Source organism: Geobacillus sp. 47C-IIb, assembly GCF_014679705.1.
Lineage (GTDB): Bacteria > Bacillota > Bacilli > Bacillales > Anoxybacillaceae > Geobacillus > Geobacillus thermodenitrificans.
Genome location: NZ_CP061473.1, coordinates 3,385,254 through 3,407,855, shown reverse-complemented (window position 1 = coordinate 3,407,855; position 22,602 = coordinate 3,385,254). Strand labels below are relative to the sequence as shown.

Sequence of the window (22,602 nt, the reverse complement as noted above, 5' to 3'; positions counted from 1 at the left end):
TTAAGACCGGACTCTTCTTCATTCTGATAGAGTCGGCTCCTCCAATGCTGCGAGGAAGATCAATGGCGGCTGAGGGCGGCATACAAATCATGCAATGTTTCAATGCCGAGCTCACGCAGTTCACCGAGCAAAATCGCCCAGAGCTTCACCATCGCTTCCACATCTCCGTCCGCTGTATGGCGCCGCGGACAGTCAATGCCATAGCAAGCGAGGGCATCGTCAAGCGTCGGGCACGGATGGCGGACAAGGCTGACTATTGGTTGCATATCGACAAAGCGCCAGCTCCATTTTTGCCGATAATGACGCCAAAGCACATGGCGCAAAAATGATAAATCATGGCCAATATGGTAGCCGACCAAGACACCTGCGGAAATAAATGGAACAAACGTGCGCAACGCCTCAGCAAGCGGTGGGGCGAACACAACGTCTTTCGCTTCAATGCCGGTCAAATCAGAAATATGTTCCGGAATCGGTTTTTCCGGTTTGACGAGCGTCATATATGCGCCGGTGACGAGACCATTGGCTGTTTTCGCCGCTGCCATGGCTAAAATTTCGTCACCTTGCTGCGGCGAAAAACCGGTCGTTTCCATATCGATGATGACGAACGGAATATCGGTCAAACGGTCATGCCAATCAATGAAACGGTCTTTCTCTTTTTGCAGCGAGCGAAGCCAGCTTTCGTGCTGCAGTGACTGATCGTTGCCCAATAAGGCGGGCGATGCTCCGCGCGGAACGCCCAGGGCCAATAAGCGAAGCGCCCGCTGCCAAAAACGGTGCCGGTCATTCATACATCCCGACCACCCGGCGAGCAACGAAGCGCTGCAACCGCTTCGCGGTGCGCATCGCCTGCTTCAGCTGCTTTTGCTCCGCCCGGTTGAGCGTCTGCCATAATACATATTCCCGCCCGTCTTCCACCTCGGTGCTGTATTTAAGGCGAATATAATAGTAAACCGTAAGCGCCTCTTGAACATCAATAGAAAGCGCTGACGGCAATGCCCCGGACTCTGCTAGCATCCGCTGCCGCTCTAACGTCGTCACCGCTGGCACGCGCGTTAGACAAGCAAGCCATTTCAAAGCGTTAGCGATCTGCACATAACCACTTTGTTTCATATGAATCGCCCCACTGTGCGGACCCCATCGTTCTGTTTGCACATTGCCAAACCAACCGAGCGGAACACGAGGAAATTGAACATGTTCCCCCATGCGCGCCAACAGCAGCGGCCGGTCAGCAACCTCCGCAAACAACGCCCTCCTCCCTGCATCAGCCAATTCGACGTCACCATAAAGCGGCCGCATATCCATCGCGATGTACAAAAAGCGAAGGTCGTTTGGCCATCCGCCATCTAAATAGGAAGATAGCTGCCGTTCCCAGTCGCTCATCGATTGCGCCCAACGCTTATTAGTTGCCATCACATAGCCGGAACAATACGGATAACCGATCTCATACAGCATCTTCGTCCCGATGGCCGCCATATGGCGAATAAACTCGTAACAGCCCTTCTCCTCTTCTCGAACGCAAGTAAATAAGATGCCATGATCTTGATCCGTCCACACCGTCGGCTCGCGTCGGCCGATGCTCCCCATCACATACCAACACCAGGCCGACGGCCGGATGCCAACAGCCCCTTTCACTGTCTCCTGTTCGGCAAGGAAAAATACGCGACGAAACACGGCTTCATGCACGCCGACCACCTCTTCCGCCAGCTGTTCGATATGCTCAAGCGCCAGCCATCGCCGCAATTCGCGCACCAACTCGTCATGGCAGAAACGAAGATCGGTAACCGACTCGGCCGTTTTCAGCCGGTCGGTTACCGCTGCCAACATCGCTTTCTTCTCCATCTTTATCGCTGAGTGGCTGTCTTCGGCTGATAGGCCGGATCAAGCTGTTCCGGATAGCCGTAAGCGCCGTGTTCGCTAATATCAAGCCCGGAAATTTCTTGCTCCGCTGTGACGCGCAGCCCGATCGTTTTCTTCATGACATATAAGATGGCAAACGAGACGACGGCCACATATATCGCTGCACCCACCACACCAACCGTTTGTACAATCAACTGATCGAATCCACCACCGTATACTAAACCGGCTTTGCCGACACCGGTGATTTCCACTAAGCGTGGCGAAGCGAAAAATCCGGTTGAAATGGTGCCGATGATGCCAGCAATACCATGGACGGAAAAAGCGTAAATCGGGTCGTCAATCCCTTTACGTTCGAAGTAAACGGACGTCCAGAACGTGAACGATCCCGCGACAGCCCCGATAATGACCGCTGCCCACGGTTCAACGAACGCGCATGCTGCCGTAATCGCAACCAATGCCGCTAACACGCCGTTGACCATCGCCGGGATGTCCGCTTTGCCGACTAACACTTTTGCTGTCAAGATCGCGGCAATCGCTCCTGCCGCAGCAGCCAAATTCGTTGTCAGCGCGACATAGCCGAAAAACCCATCACCAACTGCCATCGTACTCCCAGCGTTAAAGCCGAACCAACCAATCCATAAAATCAAACCGCCAATCACGGTATAAACTTGGTTATGCCCAGGAATGACATTCGGTGTTTTGTCTTTATTGAACTTGCCGATGCGCGGTCCAAGCAATACAGTGGCTACAAGCGCCGCGATGGCCCCTTGCAAATGGACAACTGTTGAACCAGCGAAGTCTTGCATTCCCATTTGTCCGAGCCAGCCACCGCCCCACACCCAGTGGCCGATGACTGGATAAATAACGATCGTAAAAATCGTTCCGAAAACGAAATAGACAGACAGTTTCGCCCGTTCTGCAAAGCCGCCCCAGGCGATGGCAAGCGACACACCGGCAAAACCGAGCTGAAATAAAAATTTAAGTGCCAATGGCACATTCGCCCACGACAGCGAATCAAACGTCCCTTCCCCTTCTTGTAAAAACCACCCTTCCGTTCCGATGAAGCCGTTTCCTGCTCCAAACGTAATAGCAAAGCCAAATGCCCAAAACGCTAAAGATGCGAGCGCAAAGCTTAAAATTTGTTTACCGGCCACATGCCCGGAGTTTTTCATGCGTGTCGATCCTGCCTCAAGCAAGGCAAACCCCGCTTGCATGCCAATGACGAGCACCGCCGCGAGCATCACCCAAAGAGCATCAAGACCAAACATCAATGTTTTCTCACCCATGTACATCCCCCTTTTTGTTATTTGTTGTTACTTTTATATGTTATAATATATAACATGGTTAAGACGAATACAACGTATATTTTTATAGAATCCGCTTTCATAAATAAAAACTTTGTTAAGTTTTCTAACAAAAAGGAATGCCCCTCATCATGAAGGGCATTCCTGCCATGTTACGCAACGCGAATGAGCTTGCCAAACGGTACACGCGGCATATAATCATCCGGGACAAGCCAAAATACCTCATAGTTCACTTCCAATTCTTCGTAAAAATATCCAGTCACATCGGTGATATAAAATAACGTATCGATTTTTTGCGTAGCGGCCCATTCGAGCACTTCAGTGTACGACGATTTTCCATGCTTGAAATATTTAAGTGTAGCTATACCAACTGGAGATACATCGCGAATTTTAAAATCCGCTTGGACGAGCAACGTGTCCGGACGCAATTTCTCAAACAGCTTGATGATGTTTTGAATCAGCACCGGACGGGACGGCCGGTTCGACGTATCGATCGCCAATGCGATCGATTGGTCTTTCCGTTCTTTGAGCAACGCTAACAAAGCCCGCTGCCATCTCACGATGATCATCCCCCTTGTATCGGTGAATCGTCGTGCGCACTACTAGTATAGACGGCAATGGCAGAAAGTACGAACTGTTTTTCTTTCCTTTTTCCCCTTCCTTTTCACAAACAAGTCAGAGATTTCGTTAGCACAAAAAACGCCAAGGACTCATTCCTTGGCGTTTTCCGCGTCCTTTGGCGCTTTACTCTGACCGGAGAGGGGAATGTCCGGTCCGTTTTCTTGGTCAACTGCTGCCTCAACGGTTCCTTCCATATACGCATCGCTTACTTGTTCATGCGTTTCAGCCAACGCCGCTCCAAGAAACGAATCTGATTTATAATCAGACGGGGCATATTGCCGTCCGGCGATCTCGAGCGCTTGTTTGTTCTCCGTCATCGTTATTCCTCCTTATTCATTCCCAATTCACTTATTAATGTGGAACAGGTGTAGAAAATAAAAAGAGGAAGTTTTTGGATTATGCATGCATACACTGCGGCAAACGCGGCAAACTAACGATAAACACCGAAAAGAGAGGATGATGGCCAATGAGGCAGCCAAAACAAAATGACAGCCTTGAACAACAACGAAAAAAGCAACAGCCGGAAAAAGAGAGGGAAAAACAGCCGGGATACGGGGATAAAAAACTAGAAGGGCCGAACTCCCCGGCGGAATAAAGGCGGCAGGATAAGATGAGACATTTGCTGGCGTTAGTGCTAAAATATTTGCTTACAACGACCGTCATGTTCGCCATTTTGCCGCTGTTTTTGCGCGTTTCGTCGGCGGAAATATTATGGTTCAGCCTTTGGCTGACGCTTGTCGCCTATGCGCTCGGCGACTTATACGTTTTGCCGCGCCTCGGCAACGTTTCGGCGACGATCGCTGATTTTGGCCTCGTATTTGTCGCCACATGGATTGGCATCGGTGCGTTTTATGATACCGCCGGCGGCGCCATCTTAAGCGCGGCGTTTTTCTCTGCTTTGCTCGTTGCATTCGGGGAATTGTTGTTTCACGCTTACGTATTGCGGTTTGTCATCGGCCAACATGAAAAAGAAGACGTGCCGCTCATCGGCAGCCAATGGCAAACGGAGACAGCGGAAGAGTTTGACGTCCGCGCCACCCGTTCCGACGATCGGGAAAGCAAACAGCTGGGGCAAGAAAGCAACCGACAGGAACAAGAACCTCCCAATCCCCCCATTTTGTAAGCAGCGGATAAGCATCAAATGGCCAATGCTCATCAGTGACGAATTAAACACTCGCTGCTCCACCTGTTCCCTCATCAACAGGAACCTTATAACAGTAAAAAACGGGTGTCTTGTCGTCTGCAAGACACCCGTTTTATACGACGAAATTCGCTTTATTCTGCTTGTACGGACTAGACACTATCTTTTCGTCCTCCGGCAATGCTCAAAACACTGCCGTCCCTCTTTATTGTTCCGGCCGCTTCAACGAGAGCAGCGTCTGTTTCAGTTCCGCCTCCATCGCCGCTAGCTCACGTTCAGCCTGCTGCCGTTTCAAGCGGCCCTCAGCTTGAATTTTTAACGTTTCTTCGAGCGTGGTAATCAAATTTTCTTGCGTTCGCTTCAACGTCTCCATATCGATGAGGCCGCGCTCATTTTCCTTCGCAATTTCGATGCTATTCGTTTTTAACATTTCCGAGTTGCGCAACAAGAGTTCGTTTGTCGTTTCGGCAACCCGCTTTTGCGCTTCAGCCGCCTTTTGCTGGCGGAAGAGCGTTAAAGCAATCACAACTTGATTTTTCCAAAGCGGAATCGCATTTAAAATCGATGACTGGATACGCTCAACAAGCGTTTCGTTCATATGCTGGATCATGCGGATTTGCGGCGCCGTTTGGATCGTCACTTGCCGGCTAAGCTTTAAGTCGTGCACCCGCTTTTCAAGCCGATCAGCGAACTGCCGCAAGTCCTGAACCTCCTGCCATGCCATTTGGTCTCCGGAACGCTCGGCAGCGGCCTGCTTTTCCGGGATCATTTTCGTCCGTAGCTCCTCAAGCTTATATTCGGCCGCCGCAATATAAATATTGAGCGCTTCAAAATAGTCTTTATTTTTCTCATAAAGCGTCTCAAGCATCATCACATCGCGAAGCAGTCCATGCCGGTGTTTCTCAAGCTGGTCGGCGATTTTGTCAATTTCGACGCCGATTTTTTGGTATTTCGCCACGATTCCTTGCAGCGGTTTGGCCACCGTACCAAACAGACGGGACAACCATCCTTTTTTTGCCGGCATGAGATCATCCGGATTAACTTCTTTAATTTTTGCCATTAGCTCACTAATCACTTCACCGACCGGACCTGCATCTTTCGTCTGCACATGATGCAAAATCGTATGAGAAAACTTCGATAGTTCTGCTTGTGCGGCCACGCCGTACTGTAAAATGGCCTGTTGGTTGGCTGGGTCGATTTGCTTGGCGAGCGCCAGCGCTTTTTCCCGATGTTCTGGCTTTAACGTCTCAAGCACGCTGGTCGGCTTATCTGCTTCTTCAGCCCGCGACACAGCCGGTGAGGAAAACGGCTGAGCCAACAGTTCATCGAGCGTGCTTGTCCGTTCCTGTTCGCGAAACAAGTCGATTGGTTCTATCTCACGATTCCGTTCATCCATTGTCATTCCCCTTTCCTTGACGGCAGCAAATGAAGACGATCCGGTTGTTGGAGCGATTGCTCAAGTACTTTCGCTTCCGTCTGAAGCGACCAAACATCGCTTGATAACACTTCAAGCAACTGCCGCTCTGCCGCTTGGGTCAGCTCGCCGAGCAGCCGTTCCGTCCTCCGCAGCGCTTCTGCCATGTCGGCGTTTTGCACAGGTTGTTGCGACAAGTATACGTATTTTTCAACCATCTCCACCGCTGTCGGCCACTCGTTGAGGAAAAACGGTTGGACAAGGCGGAGCTGATGCGGTTTTTGTTCAACCGCACGAATGATCCGGTCGACGACCGCGCTCAACCGGGAAACGGTTTGCCACATGGCCACCGAGCGAAGCCGGAAACGGGCGCGGCGCACCCGTTTCCATAACGCGCGTGCCTCGCGAAGCTGGCTGCGGACATATGCCTGCTCCTCAGCCGACACGTCGGCTACCAAACGGCGCTGCCGTCTTTTCATCACAGCAGATACCCCCCACATCGCTCCCATCCCTGATAAGAGTGAGGGCAAAAAGCGAAAATCAGCGGCGATAAATACAGTGACCGCAACGATGATTCCAACGTTCCATGAAACAAACCAACGCCATATCGTGCGAAGCAGTTGCTTCATTGTCCATCCCTTTCTTCATCTTTTTTTCTATTATAGCACGTCCATTTTATATACGTACAATCGCCTCGAGAAGTTTCATCGCCAACCGGCACGTATAGGACAATGGCCGTTTTGAATAGGCTATATTAAACGAGGCAAGCGAAAGGGGGATGGCTATGAAGGCGATCGATTGGCAACTTTTCTCGTTTGTCGCCGTCTCATTGCTCAAAGAGTACTGGTGCTATGTCGGCCTGCCGCGCGTCTATTACTGGAGGGCAGCCGATGATGATCAAAAAGCCGCCTAGCGGCTGAAGGAGGGGATATGATGCAGCCATGGCACCGTCCCGCCCCATCCCGTGCAACGATGACTGTCATCGGCCAAGGAACGGTCACTGCAAAGCCGGATACCGTTATGATTGCGCTTGGCGTCCGCACCGCGCATCAGAACGTTCAAGAAGCACTAGCCGACAACGCCCGGCGCACCAACGATGTCATTGAGGCATTAAAAGCAGTCGGCGTCCGCCCGGAAGATTTCGAGACGACCGCCTTTTCGATCATTCCAACGTACGAACATCCCGACGGCGCAGCCGTCTTATCCGGATATGAGGTCGAGCATTGGCTCAACATCACCGTCCGCGATCCAAAAACAGCCGGCTCCATTTACGAAACAGCTGTCGCCCACGGGGCGAATCTTGCCCGCGGCTTAGAGTTCCGCCTAGCCAACGAACAAACTTACTATCAACAAGCACTGACGCTAGCGGTGAAAAACGCAAAAGAAAAAGCCCTGGCCATCGCCCGCACTCTTGGCTTGCCGCTTCACGACATACCCGTCGAGCTGAAGGAACGGCCGACAAGCCCGCCGGCACCATACAGCCCTATCGTTCTTAGCGCTTCCTCATCATCGTCGCCTGTGCAGACGCAAGATGTCACCATTACCGCCATCGTCGAAGCTGTATTCGCCTATTCGTTCATTTCGTGATATCGACTTCACGAACGCGGGCGCCGCCGAACAGCTCAACGCGGGCTGTCTTCTTTTTGCCATCCGGATGAACAGCCGTCACTGTGTATGCGCCTGGCAGATACGGGCCGATTTTTTTGACGAACGGGTCTTTTGTCTCCTCCTCCTTCACTTTTACCCCGTTGACGACGAGCGTCGCTTCGGAATCAGCGACACGGGCGTGGATGAAATATAGAGCCGGTTCAAACACATATCGATTTTCAAACACATGAATCGTAAACACCGGCGGATGGGACGTCAATCCTTTAATATACACTTGCTTGCCTTCGCTCTGACGAGCAAACTCCTCATCAAGCATTTTATACGCCTCCGGATGCTGGTCGAAATAGGCAAACAAAGGCGTTAGCGTTTGGTCATTGAGCGGTACCGTTTCATCCGTCACCCGCAACATCACCTGCAAGGCAGCGGCATTGCGATCTTCGATGGCCCCTTTTAACCTCATGATGGCGATCTCACGCCCTGCCGTCGTTTTCAACGCGCCGTATCCACTCCAAATCAGCGCACCCATCCCCCATAGGACAGCGAAAGCAAAAAGCAACCAACCGATGAAACGGTATTGTTTTTTTCTCTTTTCCCTGGACAAAACACGTGCTTGTTGGCGCTTCTCGTAGCGCGCCATCGCTGCAGCACCGTCTTGTCCGCTCCCCCCCTGAATCATATCCGGTTCAGACGTGTGCGGTTTCATGATCGCTTCCCCTCTCCTTCTCTTTATCTAGTTCCACTTTATGTTAGAGATAGGGAATATATGTTACACGAGCGTCGACGCGCTTTTTATTATAATGATGCATAAAAAAAACGGGTAGCCGTTTGCACTACCCTGTCATCAGGAAAGAGAAATATCGGATCGCTGCGCCCGTCCTGCTTGCTGGAACATCCACGCATACAGCCCTGCGCTTGCCAATGCGAGTATGCCGAGAAATGCAAATGTCCACGTATAGCCGATCCAAGTCACTGCGGCAAGAGAAAACGGTGCCAACATCCGGCCGATCGTAAAACGAAGGCTCGCCGCAGCAAAATATTGGCCACGCATATCCTCAGGCGCCAACTTCGACACAAACGACTGCTGCAAACCGGCCGTCATCAGCTCGGCCAGCGTAAACAGTCCCATTACTAACATCAACCCAACGATCGATGTCGTATGGCTAAACAGCCACATTGTGACGCCGTATAAAATCGACGAACCGATAAACGCCCATCGTTCGTCGTAGCGCTCCATATAGCGCGCCACCATCACTGTGCCAAGCACGACAAGCAGCCCGTTTTCTGCAATCAGGAGCCCAAACGCACTAGTCCCATCTATCGTAAAACGCCCCCATAATGTTTCCCCTTCGATTGTTTCTTTTGTATACACAGGAATTAACAAATCCAGCTGCATGAACGTTTGCGCCACCAGCACCCCAGCGGCGATAAACAAGAAAAAGGTGCGGTCGCGAACAATGACGGCGTATTGCCTTAGTTGTTCGCGCCAAAACTGCGGCCACTCCTCCACCTTCTTCCTGCCTGCCGCCAACGAAGCCGTTTCACGCAACTGTTTAGCCAACAGTGTCGCCATCGCGAAGCATGAGCAGGCCGCGGCAAGCAACAACGCAAACCGGTGATTCGCATAAAATAGCCCGCCGATCGTCGGACCGATGACAACCGAGACGTTGACAGATGTATAAAACACAGCAAATACATGACTTCGATCTTTTTCGGGCACAACATCCGCCACCATCGCCTGGCTCGCCGGCCAGTAAAACGCCCCACAAATGCCGGCAAACGTAAAACATAAAAAGCCGACGAGCGGCGACGACCACCATGGGGAACTAGCCAAGGCAAAAATAAAAAACGCCGCCCCCTGTCCGTAAGCGGATAACACCATCATCCGCTTGCGCCCGAACATATCGGCGCAATAACCGCCTAGCAAATTGGCAACAACAGAAAATACCTGTGAAACGATCAATAGCACACTTGCGGTTTCCTTGCCAAATGATTCGGCAAAATAAATGGCCATAAACGGAAAAAACATCCAAAAGGTTGTATTCATCAGCGCCTCGCCAAACAGCCGAACTTTCAAGTTGCGATCCCAGTCGCGTATTCGCATCGTCGCGTCCTCCGTGATCTACAGACTCATTTCAACCTGCTGAACATTATAACATAGTTTTCTATTTTTTGTTAGAGAACTATGCTAGCAAAAAAAATCCTGTCCATCAGACAGATGGACAGGATGGGGAAAGACGCCGTTCTTACTTGCGGATAAATTGCTGCGTCCAAATATAGCCGTTTTCTTCAAAACCAACGCCGATATGTGTAAAGTTTTTGTTCAAAATGTTGGCCCGGTGACCTTCACTGTTCATCCACGCATTAACCACTTCTTGCGGTGTGCGTTGGCCTTTAGCAATGTTTTCCCCAGCAGCTGTGTACGAGATGCCGAATTTTTTCATCATCTCAAACGGGGAGCCGTACGTCGGGCTGTTGTGCGAGAAGTAGTTGTTAACCGCCATATCGCGTGATTTTTCACGGGCGACTTTGCTGAGGGCTAAGTCGACTTGAAGCGCTGGCAGACCATGTTTTGCCCGTTCTTTGTTCGTCAATTCAACGACTTGCTGCTCATACGCATTTAAGCCCGTTGTTTCTTGTGTTGTAGACTTTGGTGCCGTTGCTGGCGTTTTTGCTGGCGCTTGCGTATTAGCTGCCGGTTTCTTCTCTGGCTGTTTGACCGTTGCCGGCGCTTGCGGCTTCGCCTCTGTCGGCTGTTTTACCGTTGGTTGTTGTGCCTGTTTAGCCGGTTGGATCGACACAAACGGGAAGTATTGTTTCAACCATTTTTCCAAATCTTGAACGTTTGTATTCGTATATTTTACTTGATACACGTTCGTCGTCGGGCATGTCGTCCCTGCTGCTTCCGTTTTCGTCGTTGCCGCAAACGAAGCACCGATGAGTGCAACCGAAGCGGCGATCGTGGCTACCATTTTCTTTTTCATTGGAATTCCTCCTTGGTTTCTATTTTCAAAGTTTCAAAGATTGTTGCGTCTCAGGCGTGTTGATTATCCAATAAAATCCAAAGGGTATAGAAAAAAGAGCACCTTTCCTGTAGAATGTGAGTAGCGACACAAACAAACCCAGGAGGTGCTCTCTATGAACAAGCATACCACACTCCCGAATTTGATGCAAAAACTTGTTTCGGATGAAGAGATTCAACTGATTGCCGAAGCGGTTGGGTATCGTGATTCGTCTCGAACCTTTACGTTGCGCGAGTTGATTCACTTCTTCCTGCTGGCCGCCATGCATCAATGGAAAAGCTTTCGCCACGGAGCCGATGTGGGGCCTCTGTATGGATTGCCGCGATTCCATTATTCAACTGTATCCAAGAAAGCGAAAGAAGTTCCCTATGACATCATGAAACGCTTGTTGGCGTTGATCATTTCCAAGTGCAACCGCCAAACCCGCCGTTCGCTTCGGTTTCCCAAACCGCTTCGGGTGGTGGATTCGACGACCGTCACGGTCGGGAAAAACCGCCTGCCATGGGCGCCGTATCACGGCGAACGCGCCGGAGTGAAGCTGCACGTCGCGTATTCGCCGGAATCCTCGTTGCCGGCAGACGTGGTGGAAACCATCGGACTGCGTCATGATGGCCCGGTGGGAGAACAGTTGACGAACGCTCAACAAGTGCTGGTGGAAGACCGGGCGTATTTCAAAATCGAACGCCTCGATCGATTTGTGGAGCAGCATCAGCTCTTTGTCATTCGGATGAAGGACAACATCGAACTTCATCAGAAAAAAAGCTTGAAACGCCTTTCCAGCACATCCTCATCGGTTCAAGCCGACTTCACGTGCCAGTTGGGGACGAAACAATGCCGCTCCACCAAGCGTCACCGGGTGGTGATCTTTCGAGATGCGAATGGCCGCGACATTCGGGTCGTGACGAACCTCTTCCATGCGTCTGCGGAAACCATTGCCGACATGTACCAACAACGTTGGACTGTTGAGGTCTTTTTCCGTTGGGTGAAGCAATATCTGAATGTCCCGACCTTGTTTGGCACGACGGAAAATGCGGTATACAACCAACTGTTTGCGGCGTTCATCGCGTATGTGTTGCTGCGATGGCTGTATGATCAAACCAAAAAACAGACGAACGTCTCTCTTTCCTTCATTTCGTTCGTTCGCCGTTTTTTCTCTGGGCAGCTTCCTCTCGATTGGAAATCCGGGATGGCCGCTGCTTTGTTTGAGTATGCCCAAATTTATGGAAGGCGTATGTCTAATTTTGGATAATCAACACTCGTGGTTGCGTCTGTCAATGAGGCTCGCGTTGTTCGATAAGGACCGTTCCGATGTCCTCTCAACCGCATCCCCATTATACCACGGGGTTTTTGTAATATTTTTGGTCCAAAATGGAAAAAGGAACATGTTGGCAACCTCTGGTTAAAAACACGATTGTTTTCATTGCCAGAGAAACACTGATTGCCGATGGCTACAACAATTGGAAGACACATCCTTTCACTAATGTTGACTCCTTTTTTTCCTCTATTACTCTAATGTTCTATATTTTTCTTGCAAAAAAAGAGTTGACAGTCTCTTATTCAGACATTTCACTTAACAATTGTTACATCTGCGTTACAAAATAGACAGAGAAACACATCGTTTTGTTATAAAAAAGAAGCTGGCGGCGATGAGCCCCAGCTTTTTTGTTTATTCACCGTTTCCCTCTTGATCAACAACAAGCACGGTTTGTACTTCGTTCGGTTTTACCTGCACAGTAAATCGTTGTTGTGCATCCATCGACAACGGCGCGAGCGGTGTTTCATTTAAGTTCGTGCGCCATACCGTCGATAACGACCCGTGCCATTGGAATGACGCCATCGTCTTCTGCACTGTTGGGTTAAAGAAACGAATAACTACGCCGCGGTTGTCTTCACTTCGCTTCACCGTGCTTAGCACCGTCTCACCTTCCTGCTGTGAAAACAAGCTATATTCATACGGTACTGAAAACGCCACCGGATTCATTTTCATGGCATCGTACGGCAGTTTGTTGTACGTATAAAGCGGCGTCAAAAACTGTTTCGCCCGTTTGGCGACATTTGCTTCTTCCGTCGTTCCACGATGCGTTGTCAACGCGAAGTGCAGCTCACTTGTACCGAACATTTGTGAATTCGGCGTTTCCATTTTAATTCCGGAAGGACGACCCGGCCGACGCACGAGCTCTTCTTTACCAAGATAACCGACGCTGCGCAAAAGTGTCACCGCGATCGTATCATGCTGTTTCCCGACAATCTCATACTCTCTCGTGCTGTTCGTCAGCACGGCTACACCGCCTGTTTCATCCGACAATCCGACATACGTAAGCATCGGGTAGATCGCATCTGGACGTTCGTCCCATCCTTCTTGCTCCCATACATCAATTGCCGGATCGACGACCGGCCGCCGAATGACGCCGAATTGGTTGTCAGCGACCGAATGGGACGAAGCAATACCGGTTGGTACATACATGCGAACACGGTGATCTTTTGCTTCGTTGTTGATGAGCACCCGGACATCGATGAGTGGTTGATCCATCGGAACAGTCAACCGAATGGAGACATCCAGAATACAATCGTGCCGTTTTGCTTTTCTGCCTTCAAGGTCGGCCGGCAACGGCAACCGGTAAGCAATATCGGCATAAGCAAAATAGCTGTTTTGACGGAGCGAATATGTCGCCTTCACTTCCTTATTATCAATCGGTTCATCGCCCGGCAAAGGGGAAAAGTCGTATTCGTCCCCATCATCACCGACATCTTCAAGCAAGAGCACATCACGGAAGGTTCGCTGCAGCTGTTTGTCATAAACGTTAATCGTTCCATTCTCGTTAACAGTGATTGTGTAAAAAGGCGTATCAATTTGCTCAACAGCCGTTGGTGTCTGTGTTTTCATCTGTTCCGCCTCTTGCACAACGTACGCCTTATACCCCATCGCCGGGATGCGATCGCGGAAATGGATCGTGTAGCGGATAAACGGATCGTAGTTGCCGTAATGGACAATTTGCCGGTCAATGAGCCCCGGGTCAACAATCGTTTCATCGACCACTTCAAATTCTACCGGTTCCCCGTGCTCATCCACGAGGCGGAATGCTTTCCATTTCGTCGTAATTTCCGCTTCGATCGGCTCATTCCGTTCGTATGGGAGTGTGTTGTACACAACCAACTTGTCAATCGACCGATCCGACGGCATCGCATCGGCAATTTTGCGCATATAAAACGTTATGAGTCGGTCGGTCCGCTCTTCCGCTAGCGCAAAGCGCCCCAAAATGTCGCGATGAACGAGGTCTGAGCAGCAGCAACCAATGCTGTCATGCGCATGGTTTTTCATCATCTCTTTCCAAATGAGCTCCATCAGCCGATGCTCGTACGGAAACCCAAGAGTCGAGGCGATGGCAGCCAGCGGCTCAAGCACGTTCGTTACTTTGTTTTCAATGCGGGCGTTCGCCGCTTTAATGTCCATGCGAGTCGAGTAAATGCTGCGATGAACGCGCATATATTTGCCGTCCAAAAACTCGCCGCGTATAACTGGAAGCTGCTCTTCTTTTTCCAACTGTTCAAACACATGTTCATAACGGCTTAAGAAAAAGGTCCGCTCTGGATAGAGCGTTTGCAGCTTGTTGATCACGTCAAAAATATTTTTTTGAATCGGCATTTGGTCATGGCCGTTCGGAATGAGAATATGCTCGGTGGTTGCCCCGCGGTCCAAAACGGAAAAGTATTTGTCCATCCGCTCCTTCAGTTTTGCTTCATCAGTCGGAAGATACTTGCCGATGGCATAACCGAGCGGGAATAGCTGCACAAGCACTTTAGAACCGTCATTACTCACCCAGTAAAACTCGGTTTTGTCTGTGCCGTGTCGTTCCGACACACCGCGCCAAAAAATGGCCCGCTTAATACCGAAGCCATTCAAAATTTGCGGCATCTGCGCTGATTGTCCGAACGAGTCAGGAAGATAGCCGATTTGCATTGGCTCGCCGAACTCCTGGCAATCTTTCAGCCCATAGAGTAAGTTGCGGACAATCGACTCCCCGCCGACGACCATTTCATCCGTTTGCGTATACCACGGACCGATGATCAGCTTTCCTTCTTGGACAAGGCGGCGAATGCGCTCTTTTTGCTCCGGCTTGACGGACAAATAGTCTTCTAATACAACCGTCTGCCCATCGAGAACAAAGTACGGGTAATCACGATTCGTTTCCAACATCTCTAATATTTCTTCCATATCGTTCACTAACAAAATGCGCGATTCTTCCGCGGAAAAATACCACTCGCGGTCCCAATGCACATGAGGAACAATGTGAACGTATCGTTTCAATGATTTCACCTCATTTGCCTTATCGTTGTTGCATCTTTAACTTTTGCACGCGCGTGGCAACTAACAGCACCATGGAAATAAATGCCCCAATTAGTGCAGCGCCGAGCCAGATGAATCCTGCTTTCCATAACGAGGCGCCTTGTAGGACAAATAGCGAGAAAATACCGGCTCCGGGAACGTTCAGTCCAATTTGTGAAGCCGTGACAATCGCTCCGGTGACTGCCGATCCGATGCAAAGCGACGGAATGACGCGTAGCGGATCGTTAATCATAAACGGAATGGCTCCTTCGGTAATACCAGCTAGCCCAAGAATCCATGTTGATTTGCCGACTTCTCGCTCATATTCTTCAAAATACCGTTTGAACAACAGCGTCGCTGCAGTAACTGAAAACGCCGACACCATTTTCACCGAGGCAAACGCCGCATACGGAATAAAGTTGCCGCTTGCCATCGCACCAATGCAAAACGTATACGCCGCTTTATTGACAGGCCCACCTAAATCGAATGACACCATAACTCCTAAAATCGCGCCGAGCACAATGGCGTTACTGCCCGACAAGTTGTCCAGCCACTCAAGCAGCGCATTGTTCAAACCGGCGACTGGCTTGCCGAACACAAACAGCATAAGCGCTCCGACAACAAGCGAACCGATGACCGGATACAACCAAAAGCTGATGAATCCAGAGAACGCACCTTTTGGCGGAAGCTGCTTTTTCAACCACTTCATAAAGTAGCCCGCCAAAAAGCCGCCGAGCATGCCTCCTAAAAAGCCACTGTTGATCATCGTCGCAGCAATCCCAGCTGCAAATCCCGGACCAAGCGCTGGTTTGTCGGCAATCGCATACGCCATGTAAGCTGACAGCACTGGAATCATGAGCGTACCAAGCATATTGCCGCCTAGTTTACGCAACATCCAAAGCCACGAATTTTCCGTATCGTACACTTGCTGTAATCCGAACGCTTGGGCGATGAGCACCGCACACGCCAAAATCATCCCGCCGGCAACGATAATCGGAATAATATGAGAAATGCCGGTCAAAATGGCATTTTTCACTTCTGTTTGCCATGAAACGCGCTCAGGTTCCGTTTCCTTTGCCGGCTCATATTCCCGCTTTCCTTCCTTCCCCGCTTTCTCAAGCGCTTTCAAAATGACGCCTTTCGCATCTTTCAATGGCGCCGCAACTGTCGTTCGGTACACGGGCAAATGGGCAAACCGCTCCTCGTTTTTCACCGCCACATCCGCAGCAAAAATCGCTGCTTCGGCTTTTCGCAGTCGCTCCTCTGTGTGACGATCTTCAATGCCGTTCGCCCCTTGCTTTTCAACGTATACAGCAACCCCGACCTCCCGTCCGGCTTGCTCTAAAGCTTCAGCTGCCATATACGTATGGGCGATGCCAGCCGGGCAGGCTGTCACGGCGACAATCGTTTTTTTTGCTGCCGCTGCGTCAATGGCCTCTCTCGTTTCTTCATCAAGAGCTCGATACATCTCTTCCGCCGTGCGGCATTGCTGCAACCGTTTACGATATTCAACGCGTGCCAGCCGTTTGGCAAACTCCGCGAGCAAATCCAAATGCGTCGATCCCGCTTCCTGTTCCGGAATCGCTAATAAAAAAACGAGTTCTACTTCATTGGACGGGTCGATGCTCTCCCAATCACGAATCGGCCGAACCAGCTTCGCCACCGCAAAGGCTGCCGATTTTACTGCTTTCGATTTCCCGTGCGGAATGGCTAGGCCCGCTTCGAGCCCCGTCGGAGAAAGCGCTTCCCGCTCCATCACCGCTTGATAAAACAATTCAGCCGAATACAATTTCCCCTCCTCGTCCAACTTGCTAATGAGATGGCGAATGACTTCTTCTTTTGTAGACAACGACAATTCTACATCGATCAGCCGAACGTTCGTCAGCTGTTTTAGTTCCATCTCTCTCATCCTCTCTTTCCATGCCGTTTGTCGACTTCATTATAAAAGAAAAAAAGCAAGAAGACTGAAATCTTCTTACTTTTTCACTATTCTCTCGCTGTGATTCAGTTTGTTTGTGTATTTATACACATCCACTCTGCTTTTGCCAATATCGTTCACTTAACACCCGCAACACAAGATAGAGCGATGTACGGTCGGTAACATCATATTTGTTTAAAAACTGTTTGGGCGCCCAGCAATACAAATGAAAATCGGCAAGATCAGCGAGTGAATTTGGACAAAAATGCGTCAAACTGATGACAAACGCCCCGTTCTGCTTCGCGGCCGCGACCGCCTCAAGCACTTGCTTCGTTTCTCCGGATACGCTAATGACAAAGACAACATCCTTTTCCCCGCAATGATCCGCATTATATAGCATATCGTGGCGTTGGACAAAAAAGTCGGCCTGTTTGCCGACGCACCGCAAATGTTTAGCCATCATCTCGCAAAAATAAGCAGAATCGCCGACGCCGTAAAAAAAGACGTGCTTGGCCTCATGCATCTTGCGCACAGCTTCTTCAATGAGCTGATCATCAATCAGCTCTTTCGTTTTTTCAATGATCGTTGTTCCGTCCGCCCGTATGGCCGTCCCGCCCCGCTGCTCGAGTGCCAACGCCGCCTTCAGTTCAGCAAACCCTTTATATCCTAATTTTTTGGCAAACCGGACGATCGTGTTCGGCACTGTATAAAGCGCTGCCGCCATTTTCTGAATCGAAATGTCAGCGATCTCTTTGCGGTACTCCATAATGTAATCAACAATTTGGTCATCCGTATCGTTCAGCTTATCGGCATACAGTCGCACCCGTTCGTCAAAACGCATCCGTCTCCATCTCCCACCGTCTCATCGTTTACTACAATTTTAGCAAGAACCGATGGCAGTTGGCTACAGAGCCTGGTTCTGACGCTATGGCTGACACCCTTCAATCAATACCGGAATGCGTTCTTTATACTTCTCAATCCAGCGGCGGTTATGTTCGTCTGCCCCCTCGATGTTGCCGCTTAAAAAGACAGGCGGCTCAACTCCGTTTTCTGCCATAAGCGCAATTGCCTCAGCCAAAACGGCGTTTAAAATCGCACTGCCGACCACTGTCGAAGTGGGAGCAAATGGGACTGAAACGTTCTGATGGGTTAAAATCGCATCGCCTTTCACGGAATGGTTGTCAATCACAAGGTCGACGACCTCATATAACAACCGGCCGCTCTTATGCCGCGAGGGCTGGCTTTTTGAATATTCCAAGGATGTTATGGCAATGGTATAAGCGCCTTTCGCTTTCGCCGCCAGCGCCACATCAATCGGAACCGGATTGCGCCCTGATGTGGACAAAATAAAGAAAACGTCTCCGGAACGAATATCTTCGCGATCTATAAAACTCGGTGCGAAATCATTCATTCGCTCTAACATCGAAGACCGAACCGCTCCTTCATGCAGCATCAACGGTTCCACAAAAATGGGTTTCACCGGGACAAGTCCACCCGCACGGTAAAACACTTCCTCCGCCATAATATGAGAATGACCGCATCCGAATAGTTGAATGATCCCGCCGTTCTGAACCGCCTTACTCACTGCATGGGCGGCCTTTTTCAGATTGTCCTTTTCGTGTTTTAAAACGAGGTTTAGACGTTCGTTGATTTTTTGAAAATATTGATCGATCACTGCCCCTTCGCTCCTTAACCTTATTTCTAAACGTGATTCGCCCGCAATAAGACGCTCCTGCAACGAAAAAACGGCTTCCCTTTACAAAGGAAGCCGTCCATCGGTTCGATTGGGTTGCTTGTTTACTGTCCTGTGTACCCACCAACCGGAATGTTGTCCTTCCGAGCGACCCCGGTGCGGTAAGCTGCTTCAATGACCGCCTGGCGAACGCGTTCTACTACTTTACTGTTAAATACACTTGGGATGATATACGTTTCGTTCAATTCATCTTCGGTGACAACCGAAGCAATCGCTTTTGCGGCAGCAAGCTTCATTTCTTCATTAATTTCTTTCGCTCGGCAGTCCAATGCACCGCGGAAAATGCCCGGGAAGCAAAGAACGTTGTTAATTTGGTTCGGATAGTCAGAACGTCCGGTCGCCATCACGCGCACGTACGGTTCGGCCAGCTCCGGATCGATTTCCGGCACCGGGTTGGCCATCGCAAACACGATCGGATCGCGGGCCATTTTTTTCACGTCTTCGACTTTCAAAATGCCTGGGGCGGAAACGCCGATAAATACGTCCGCACCAACGATCACATCCGACAAGCTTCCTTTGAGATTATCAGGATTGGTGATTTGTGCATATTCTTGCCAATACGGATTTTCGTACGTTTCATCGCGGTGGATGGCGCCATAACGGTCGACCCCGATAATGTTGCGCACACCGGCAGCAAGCAAAATTTTCGTGCAAGCGATGCCGGCCGCGCCAATACCAGTTAAGACGACTTTGATATCCTCAAGCTTTTTATCGACAATTTTCAACGCATTCAGCAATCCAGCAAGCAACACGACCGCTGTGCCATGTTGGTCGTCGTGGAACACCGGGATGTCAAGTTCTTCTTTCAAACGCGCCTCAATTTCAAAGCAACGCGGCGCCGAAATGTCTTCCAAATTAATGCCGCCAAACGCCGGGGCAATCGCTTTCACAATTTGAATGATTTCTTCCGTATCTTTCGTGTCCAAGCAAACTGGGAACGCATCGACTCCCGCAAACTGTTTAAACAGCATCGCTTTCCCTTCCATGACCGGCATCGCTGCATACGGGCCGATGTCCCCAAGCCCGAGCACTGCCGTACCGTCGGACACGACCGCGACGGTGTTGCGTTTAATCGTTAACGAATACGCTTTGCGCGGATCTTCAGCGATAGCCGTGCAAACGCGTGCCACGCCCGGCGTATACACTCGCGACAAATCATCACGTGTTTTCACCGGAATTTTCGAATTCGTTTCAATTTTCCCCCCGATGTGCATTAAAAACGTGCGGTCGGAAACGTTCACAATTTTGACGCCTCGAATTTTTTTCAGCGCCTCGATGATCAAATCGCATTGCTTCGTATCGAGCGCGCTGACGGTAATGTCACGCACTGTATGAACTTTACTCGATGAGATGACGTCAATCCCGACGATGTCTCCACCTGCTTTGCCAATGGCTGCGGCGATATCGCTAAATGAGACGATATCTTTTTCAAACTGGAGACGAATCGTAATGTTCATCGCTGCCCCGCCTGGTAATGCCATAACAATCGTCCTTCCTTTTCTCTATTTTATAAACAGCCTTACGGTACACATGTTATCTTATGAGTAAAAAAAAGACAACCCTTATTGTTTGAGCAGGACAAACGAGCGAATATTATCAGGATGTGCTTTGATCGGCAACATGACCATTGTCGCTGTCCGCATTACAAGCTACCGTCTATTGTCTGTGTTCATCGAAAACAAGGCGGGAAGGCATGATTTTCTTGCCCTTAACAAACTCAAAGAAATAAGCTACACGAAACGCTCCGTACTTACGCCTGCATTGGGAAACGGAGGCTTGAAATAAAATAAAAGGAAAACGAAAAAAGAGGAAACTACGGAAGAGGTGAAGTAAACGTAAAGGATAGGAGAAACAAAACAGGGGCGAAGAAAGATGAAAGAAAAACTATTTCTAGTCTTGGCCAACTTGTTTTGGGCCGGCAATTACGTGGTCGGCAAAGCGGTCATCACGGAAACTGGCCCGTTTTGGCTGACTTTGATTCGCTGGTGCGCCGCCTTCATCATCCTAGTTCCTGTGTCCTATTGGCTTGAGCGGCCGCGCTACTGGGATGTAATGAAACAATATTGGCTGCCGCTCGTTGCGTCTGGGGCGCTCGGCATTATCGGCTATAACTTACTTTTGTACGGCGCGCTCGCCTATACGTCATCGATGAATGCAGCGATCGTCAACTCACTCAATCCGGCCATCATCGTCGTGTTGTCGTATATGTTGCTACGAGAACGACTGTCAACAGTGAATATCATCGGGTTTTTATTATCGCTCATTGGCGTGCTGTTTATTTTGACAGACGGGCATATCGGTCATATCTTCCAAACAAACTACAACCGCGGCGATTTGATGATGCTCGCAGCCGGCGTCGTCTGGGCACTTTATTCGATCATTGGCAAAAAACTCCCTGTTCCGCCGATAACAGCGACGGCGTGTTCCGTCTTTTTCAGTTTGATCATATTATGGCCGTTCGCTATGTTGTATCCGTTCCCATCCGATCAATTGAGCGCAGCTGGGTTCGCTGGGATTACCTATATTTGCTTGTTTCCGTCCGTTCTTTCCTTTTTATTTTGGAACGTCTCGGTGCAAAAAGTTGGCCCCAGTCATGCCGGCGTATATTTAAACTTGATTGCCGTGTTTACCGCTTTGATCACGTTTTTGCTTGGCGGCACTCTATCCGTCTCGCAGCTTGCAGGCGGCGCTTTCGTCTTGTTTGGCGTCTATTTGGCGACGAAAGCGAAGTCGAAACAAACGGACATCACCGGCTGATGATTCTCTAGCTGTTTCTCCGCAGACCGGGATGCTTGCCCGGCTCCTTTCTGCCTCACCGACTGGCGACATAATGAAAAAATGTCCCCTCCGTTCATGACCAAAAGATTCCTCACCATTCACGGAAACAAAAATGGGAAAAGACAGAGCGGGCCAACACGCGCTGTCATCTCCCTTTGCAATCAAAGAAACCGAGGTCGGTCGCAAACAGTACAGCATCAACCTTTTCACATGAGAAAAAGCGGCCTCCCTGTTTTGAAGGGAGACCGCTGTTTTTCCACTATTGAAGCAAACGGAGAAACTCGCGCATAAACGCCGGCAAATCCGGCCAAGCATGGGCGGAAACGAGGTTGCCGTCGACATGCACGGTTTGGTCGGACACATATGTCGCTCCGAGCGCTTCGACCCCCGGTTTGCAGGCGATATATGCTGTCAAGCTCCGTCCTTTCAGCACATCAGGCATCGTTTCAAAAATAAGCGAAGCATGACAAATCGCGGCAATCGGCTTATTTGCCTCAAAGAAATGGCGAACGATGCGCTGTACGTTTTCATCAAGACGAATGTATTCCGGCGCGCGTCCACCCGGAATAATTAACGCATCGTATTGCGTCGGATCGATCTCGGCGAACGACGCATGAGCATCAATCAAGTATCCTTGTTTTTCCACATACGTATCCCAGTCGGTAAAATCATGGACAACGGTGTGCAGTTTCTTTTTCTTCGGTGCGGCAATCGTTGCCTCATGCCCTTCTTCCAACAAACGATAATACGGGTAATACACTTCAAGCGCCTCAACAGCGTCACCGGTAATGATCAATACACGTTTTCCCATATTTCTTTCCTCCTTGCCCATTTTTTTCTTTCCCCTTCTTCTATCATAATCGA

22 protein-coding genes are annotated in these 22,602 nt (G+C 50.0%); 6 read left to right on the top strand and 16 right to left on the bottom strand.

Annotated elements, in window-relative coordinates:
• Positions 1–59: 59 nt before the first annotated feature.
• From IC804_RS17090 to IC804_RS17070, 5 genes are all read right to left on the bottom strand, one after another.
• Positions 60–788: a 3'-5' exonuclease gene (locus tag IC804_RS17090; protein WP_081157535.1), complete on the bottom strand. Its 729-nt coding sequence runs from the start codon at positions 786–788 to the stop codon at positions 60–62.
• Positions 781–1,824, bottom strand: a complete 1,044-nt coding sequence (locus IC804_RS17085; protein WP_081157534.1) for a DUF294 nucleotidyltransferase-like domain-containing protein — start codon at positions 1,822–1,824, stop codon at positions 781–783. The genes IC804_RS17090 and IC804_RS17085 overlap by 8 nt, the downstream gene beginning before the upstream one ends.
• Before the next feature lie 17 nt (positions 1,825–1,841).
• The gene (locus IC804_RS17080) at positions 1,842–3,143 is read right to left on the bottom strand and encodes an ammonium transporter (protein ID WP_008879407.1); all 1,302 of its coding nucleotides are present in this window, start codon (positions 3,141–3,143) and stop codon (positions 1,842–1,844) included.
• Positions 3,144–3,313: 170 nt separating this feature from the next.
• A complete protein-coding gene (locus IC804_RS17075; protein WP_081157538.1) occupies positions 3,314–3,721 on the bottom strand; it encodes a vWA domain-containing protein in 408 nt (135 codons plus the stop codon).
• Between the two features lie 150 nt (positions 3,722–3,871).
• On the bottom strand, positions 3,872–4,099 hold the full coding sequence (locus IC804_RS17070; protein WP_008879409.1) for a YozQ family protein: 228 nt from the start codon (positions 4,097–4,099) through the stop codon (positions 3,872–3,874).
• Positions 4,100–4,248: 149 nt separating this feature from the next.
• Between IC804_RS17070 and IC804_RS18940 the strand changes: the two genes are divergently transcribed.
• Together IC804_RS18940 and IC804_RS17065 are read left to right on the top strand one after the other, a co-directional pair.
• Positions 4,249–4,377, top strand: a complete 129-nt coding sequence (locus IC804_RS18940) for a hypothetical protein (protein ID WP_008879410.1) — start codon at positions 4,249–4,251, stop codon at positions 4,375–4,377.
• Positions 4,378–4,392: 15 nt separating this feature from the next.
• Positions 4,393–4,905, top strand: coding sequence for a YndM family protein (locus tag IC804_RS17065; protein ID WP_008879411.1), 513 nt, complete (start codon positions 4,393–4,395; stop codon positions 4,903–4,905).
• Between the two features lie 223 nt (positions 4,906–5,128).
• Here the strand turns inward: IC804_RS17065 and IC804_RS17060 are convergent, their stop codons facing one another.
• Together IC804_RS17060 and IC804_RS17055 are read right to left on the bottom strand one after the other, a co-directional pair.
• Complete coding sequence (locus tag IC804_RS17060; protein WP_008879412.1) at positions 5,129–6,325, bottom strand: toxic anion resistance protein; 1,197 nt, start codon at positions 6,323–6,325, stop codon at positions 5,129–5,131.
• A complete protein-coding gene (locus tag IC804_RS17055) occupies positions 6,322–6,966 on the bottom strand; it encodes a 5-bromo-4-chloroindolyl phosphate hydrolysis family protein (RefSeq protein WP_008879413.1) in 645 nt (214 codons plus the stop codon). Before IC804_RS17055 ends, IC804_RS17060 begins: the two co-directional genes overlap by 4 nt.
• Before the next feature lie 155 nt (positions 6,967–7,121).
• Here IC804_RS17055 and IC804_RS18935 point away from each other — a divergent pair, with 155 nt between their 5' ends.
• Positions 7,122–7,250: a hypothetical protein gene (locus tag IC804_RS18935; RefSeq protein WP_008879414.1), complete on the top strand. Its 129-nt coding sequence runs from the start codon at positions 7,122–7,124 to the stop codon at positions 7,248–7,250.
• Positions 7,251–7,270: 20 nt separating this feature from the next.
• Positions 7,271–7,924, top strand: coding sequence for an SIMPL domain-containing protein (locus tag IC804_RS17050; protein ID WP_081157533.1), 654 nt, complete (start codon positions 7,271–7,273; stop codon positions 7,922–7,924).
• Here IC804_RS17050 and IC804_RS17045 read toward each other — a convergent pair.
• From IC804_RS17045 to IC804_RS17035, 3 genes are all read right to left on the bottom strand, one after another.
• The gene (locus IC804_RS17045) at positions 7,914–8,648 is read right to left on the bottom strand and encodes a zinc ribbon domain-containing protein (protein ID WP_029760912.1); all 735 of its coding nucleotides are present in this window, start codon (positions 8,646–8,648) and stop codon (positions 7,914–7,916) included. The two genes, IC804_RS17050 and IC804_RS17045, sit on opposite strands and share 11 nt — an antisense overlap.
• 138 nt (positions 8,649–8,786) lie before the next feature.
• Positions 8,787–10,046, bottom strand: coding sequence for an MDR family MFS transporter (locus tag IC804_RS17040; RefSeq protein WP_008879417.1), 1,260 nt, complete (start codon positions 10,044–10,046; stop codon positions 8,787–8,789).
• Positions 10,047–10,188: 142 nt separating this feature from the next.
• Positions 10,189–10,926: a CAP domain-containing protein gene (locus IC804_RS17035; RefSeq protein ID WP_011887263.1), complete on the bottom strand. Its 738-nt coding sequence runs from the start codon at positions 10,924–10,926 to the stop codon at positions 10,189–10,191.
• A gap of 154 nt (positions 10,927–11,080) precedes the next feature.
• Between IC804_RS17035 and IC804_RS17030 the strand changes: the two genes are divergently transcribed.
• On the top strand, positions 11,081–12,214 hold the full coding sequence (locus IC804_RS17030; RefSeq protein ID WP_015374614.1) for an IS4-like element IS5377 family transposase: 1,134 nt from the start codon (positions 11,081–11,083) through the stop codon (positions 12,212–12,214).
• Positions 12,215–12,631: 417 nt separating this feature from the next.
• On the opposite strand, the gene mngB is transcribed toward IC804_RS17030, so the two are convergent.
• The 5 genes from mngB to IC804_RS17005 form a co-directional block, all read right to left on the bottom strand.
• Positions 12,632–15,271: a mannosylglycerate hydrolase gene (gene mngB / locus IC804_RS17025; protein WP_081157313.1), complete on the bottom strand. Its 2,640-nt coding sequence runs from the start codon at positions 15,269–15,271 to the stop codon at positions 12,632–12,634.
• A 19-nt stretch (positions 15,272–15,290) separates the two neighbouring features.
• Complete coding sequence (gene mngA / locus IC804_RS17020) at positions 15,291–17,189, bottom strand: PTS 2-O-a-mannosyl-D-glycerate transporter subunit IIABC (RefSeq protein WP_060475802.1); 1,899 nt, start codon at positions 17,187–17,189, stop codon at positions 15,291–15,293.
• A 121-nt stretch (positions 17,190–17,310) separates the two neighbouring features.
• Positions 17,311–18,048, bottom strand: coding sequence for a MurR/RpiR family transcriptional regulator (locus IC804_RS17015; protein ID WP_029760915.1), 738 nt, complete (start codon positions 18,046–18,048; stop codon positions 17,311–17,313).
• Between the two features lie 84 nt (positions 18,049–18,132).
• Positions 18,133–18,882, bottom strand: a complete 750-nt coding sequence (locus IC804_RS17010; protein ID WP_008879420.1) for an SIS domain-containing protein — start codon at positions 18,880–18,882, stop codon at positions 18,133–18,135.
• Positions 18,883–19,004: 122 nt separating this feature from the next.
• On the bottom strand, positions 19,005–20,441 hold the full coding sequence (locus tag IC804_RS17005) for an NAD-dependent malic enzyme (protein ID WP_035499176.1): 1,437 nt from the start codon (positions 20,439–20,441) through the stop codon (positions 19,005–19,007).
• A 391-nt stretch (positions 20,442–20,832) separates the two neighbouring features.
• Here IC804_RS17005 and IC804_RS17000 point away from each other — a divergent pair, with 391 nt between their 5' ends.
• Positions 20,833–21,717, top strand: coding sequence for a DMT family transporter (locus tag IC804_RS17000; RefSeq protein WP_011887259.1), 885 nt, complete (start codon positions 20,833–20,835; stop codon positions 21,715–21,717).
• A gap of 280 nt (positions 21,718–21,997) precedes the next feature.
• Here IC804_RS17000 and IC804_RS16995 read toward each other — a convergent pair whose 3' ends face one another.
• A complete protein-coding gene (locus IC804_RS16995; protein ID WP_008879423.1) occupies positions 21,998–22,549 on the bottom strand; it encodes a DJ-1/PfpI family protein in 552 nt (183 codons plus the stop codon).
• Positions 22,550–22,602 lie beyond the last annotated feature (53 nt).

Coding starts and splice junctions, on each gene's coding strand:
- IC804_RS17090 (WP_081157535.1), bottom strand. CDS start 788: ATGAATGACCGGCACCGTTTTTGGCAGCGGGCGCTTCGCTTATTGGCC.
- IC804_RS17085 (WP_081157534.1), bottom strand. CDS start 1,824: ATGTTGGCAGCGGTAACCGACCGGCTGAAAACGGCCGAGTCGGTTACC.
- IC804_RS17080 (WP_008879407.1), bottom strand. CDS start 3,143: ATGGGTGAGAAAACATTGATGTTTGGTCTTGATGCTCTTTGGGTGATG.
- IC804_RS17070 (WP_008879409.1), bottom strand. CDS start 4,099: ATGACGGAGAACAAACAAGCGCTCGAGATCGCCGGACGGCAATATGCC.
- IC804_RS18940 (WP_008879410.1), top strand. CDS start 4,249: ATGAGGCAGCCAAAACAAAATGACAGCCTTGAACAACAACGAAAAAAG.
- IC804_RS17065 (WP_008879411.1), top strand. CDS start 4,393: ATGAGACATTTGCTGGCGTTAGTGCTAAAATATTTGCTTACAACGACC.
- IC804_RS17060 (WP_008879412.1), bottom strand. CDS start 6,325: ATGACAATGGATGAACGGAATCGTGAGATAGAACCAATCGACTTGTTT.
- IC804_RS17055 (WP_008879413.1), bottom strand. CDS start 6,966: ATGAAGCAACTGCTTCGCACGATATGGCGTTGGTTTGTTTCATGGAAC.
- IC804_RS18935 (WP_008879414.1), top strand. CDS start 7,122: ATGAAGGCGATCGATTGGCAACTTTTCTCGTTTGTCGCCGTCTCATTG.
- IC804_RS17050 (WP_081157533.1), top strand. CDS start 7,271: ATGCAGCCATGGCACCGTCCCGCCCCATCCCGTGCAACGATGACTGTC.
- IC804_RS17045 (WP_029760912.1), bottom strand. CDS start 8,648: ATGAAACCGCACACGTCTGAACCGGATATGATTCAGGGGGGGAGCGGA.
- IC804_RS17040 (WP_008879417.1), bottom strand. CDS start 10,046: ATGCGAATACGCGACTGGGATCGCAACTTGAAAGTTCGGCTGTTTGGC.
- IC804_RS17035 (WP_011887263.1), bottom strand. CDS start 10,926: ATGAAAAAGAAAATGGTAGCCACGATCGCCGCTTCGGTTGCACTCATC.
- IC804_RS17030 (WP_015374614.1), top strand. CDS start 11,081: ATGAACAAGCATACCACACTCCCGAATTTGATGCAAAAACTTGTTTCG.
- mngA (WP_060475802.1), bottom strand. CDS start 17,189: ATGGAACTAAAACAGCTGACGAACGTTCGGCTGATCGATGTAGAATTG.
- IC804_RS17015 (WP_029760915.1), bottom strand. CDS start 18,048: ATGCGTTTTGACGAACGGGTGCGACTGTATGCCGATAAGCTGAACGAT.
- IC804_RS17005 (WP_035499176.1), bottom strand. CDS start 20,441: ATGGCATTACCAGGCGGGGCAGCGATGAACATTACGATTCGTCTCCAG.
- IC804_RS17000 (WP_011887259.1), top strand. CDS start 20,833: ATGAAAGAAAAACTATTTCTAGTCTTGGCCAACTTGTTTTGGGCCGGC.
- IC804_RS16995 (WP_008879423.1), bottom strand. CDS start 22,549: ATGGGAAAACGTGTATTGATCATTACCGGTGACGCTGTTGAGGCGCTT.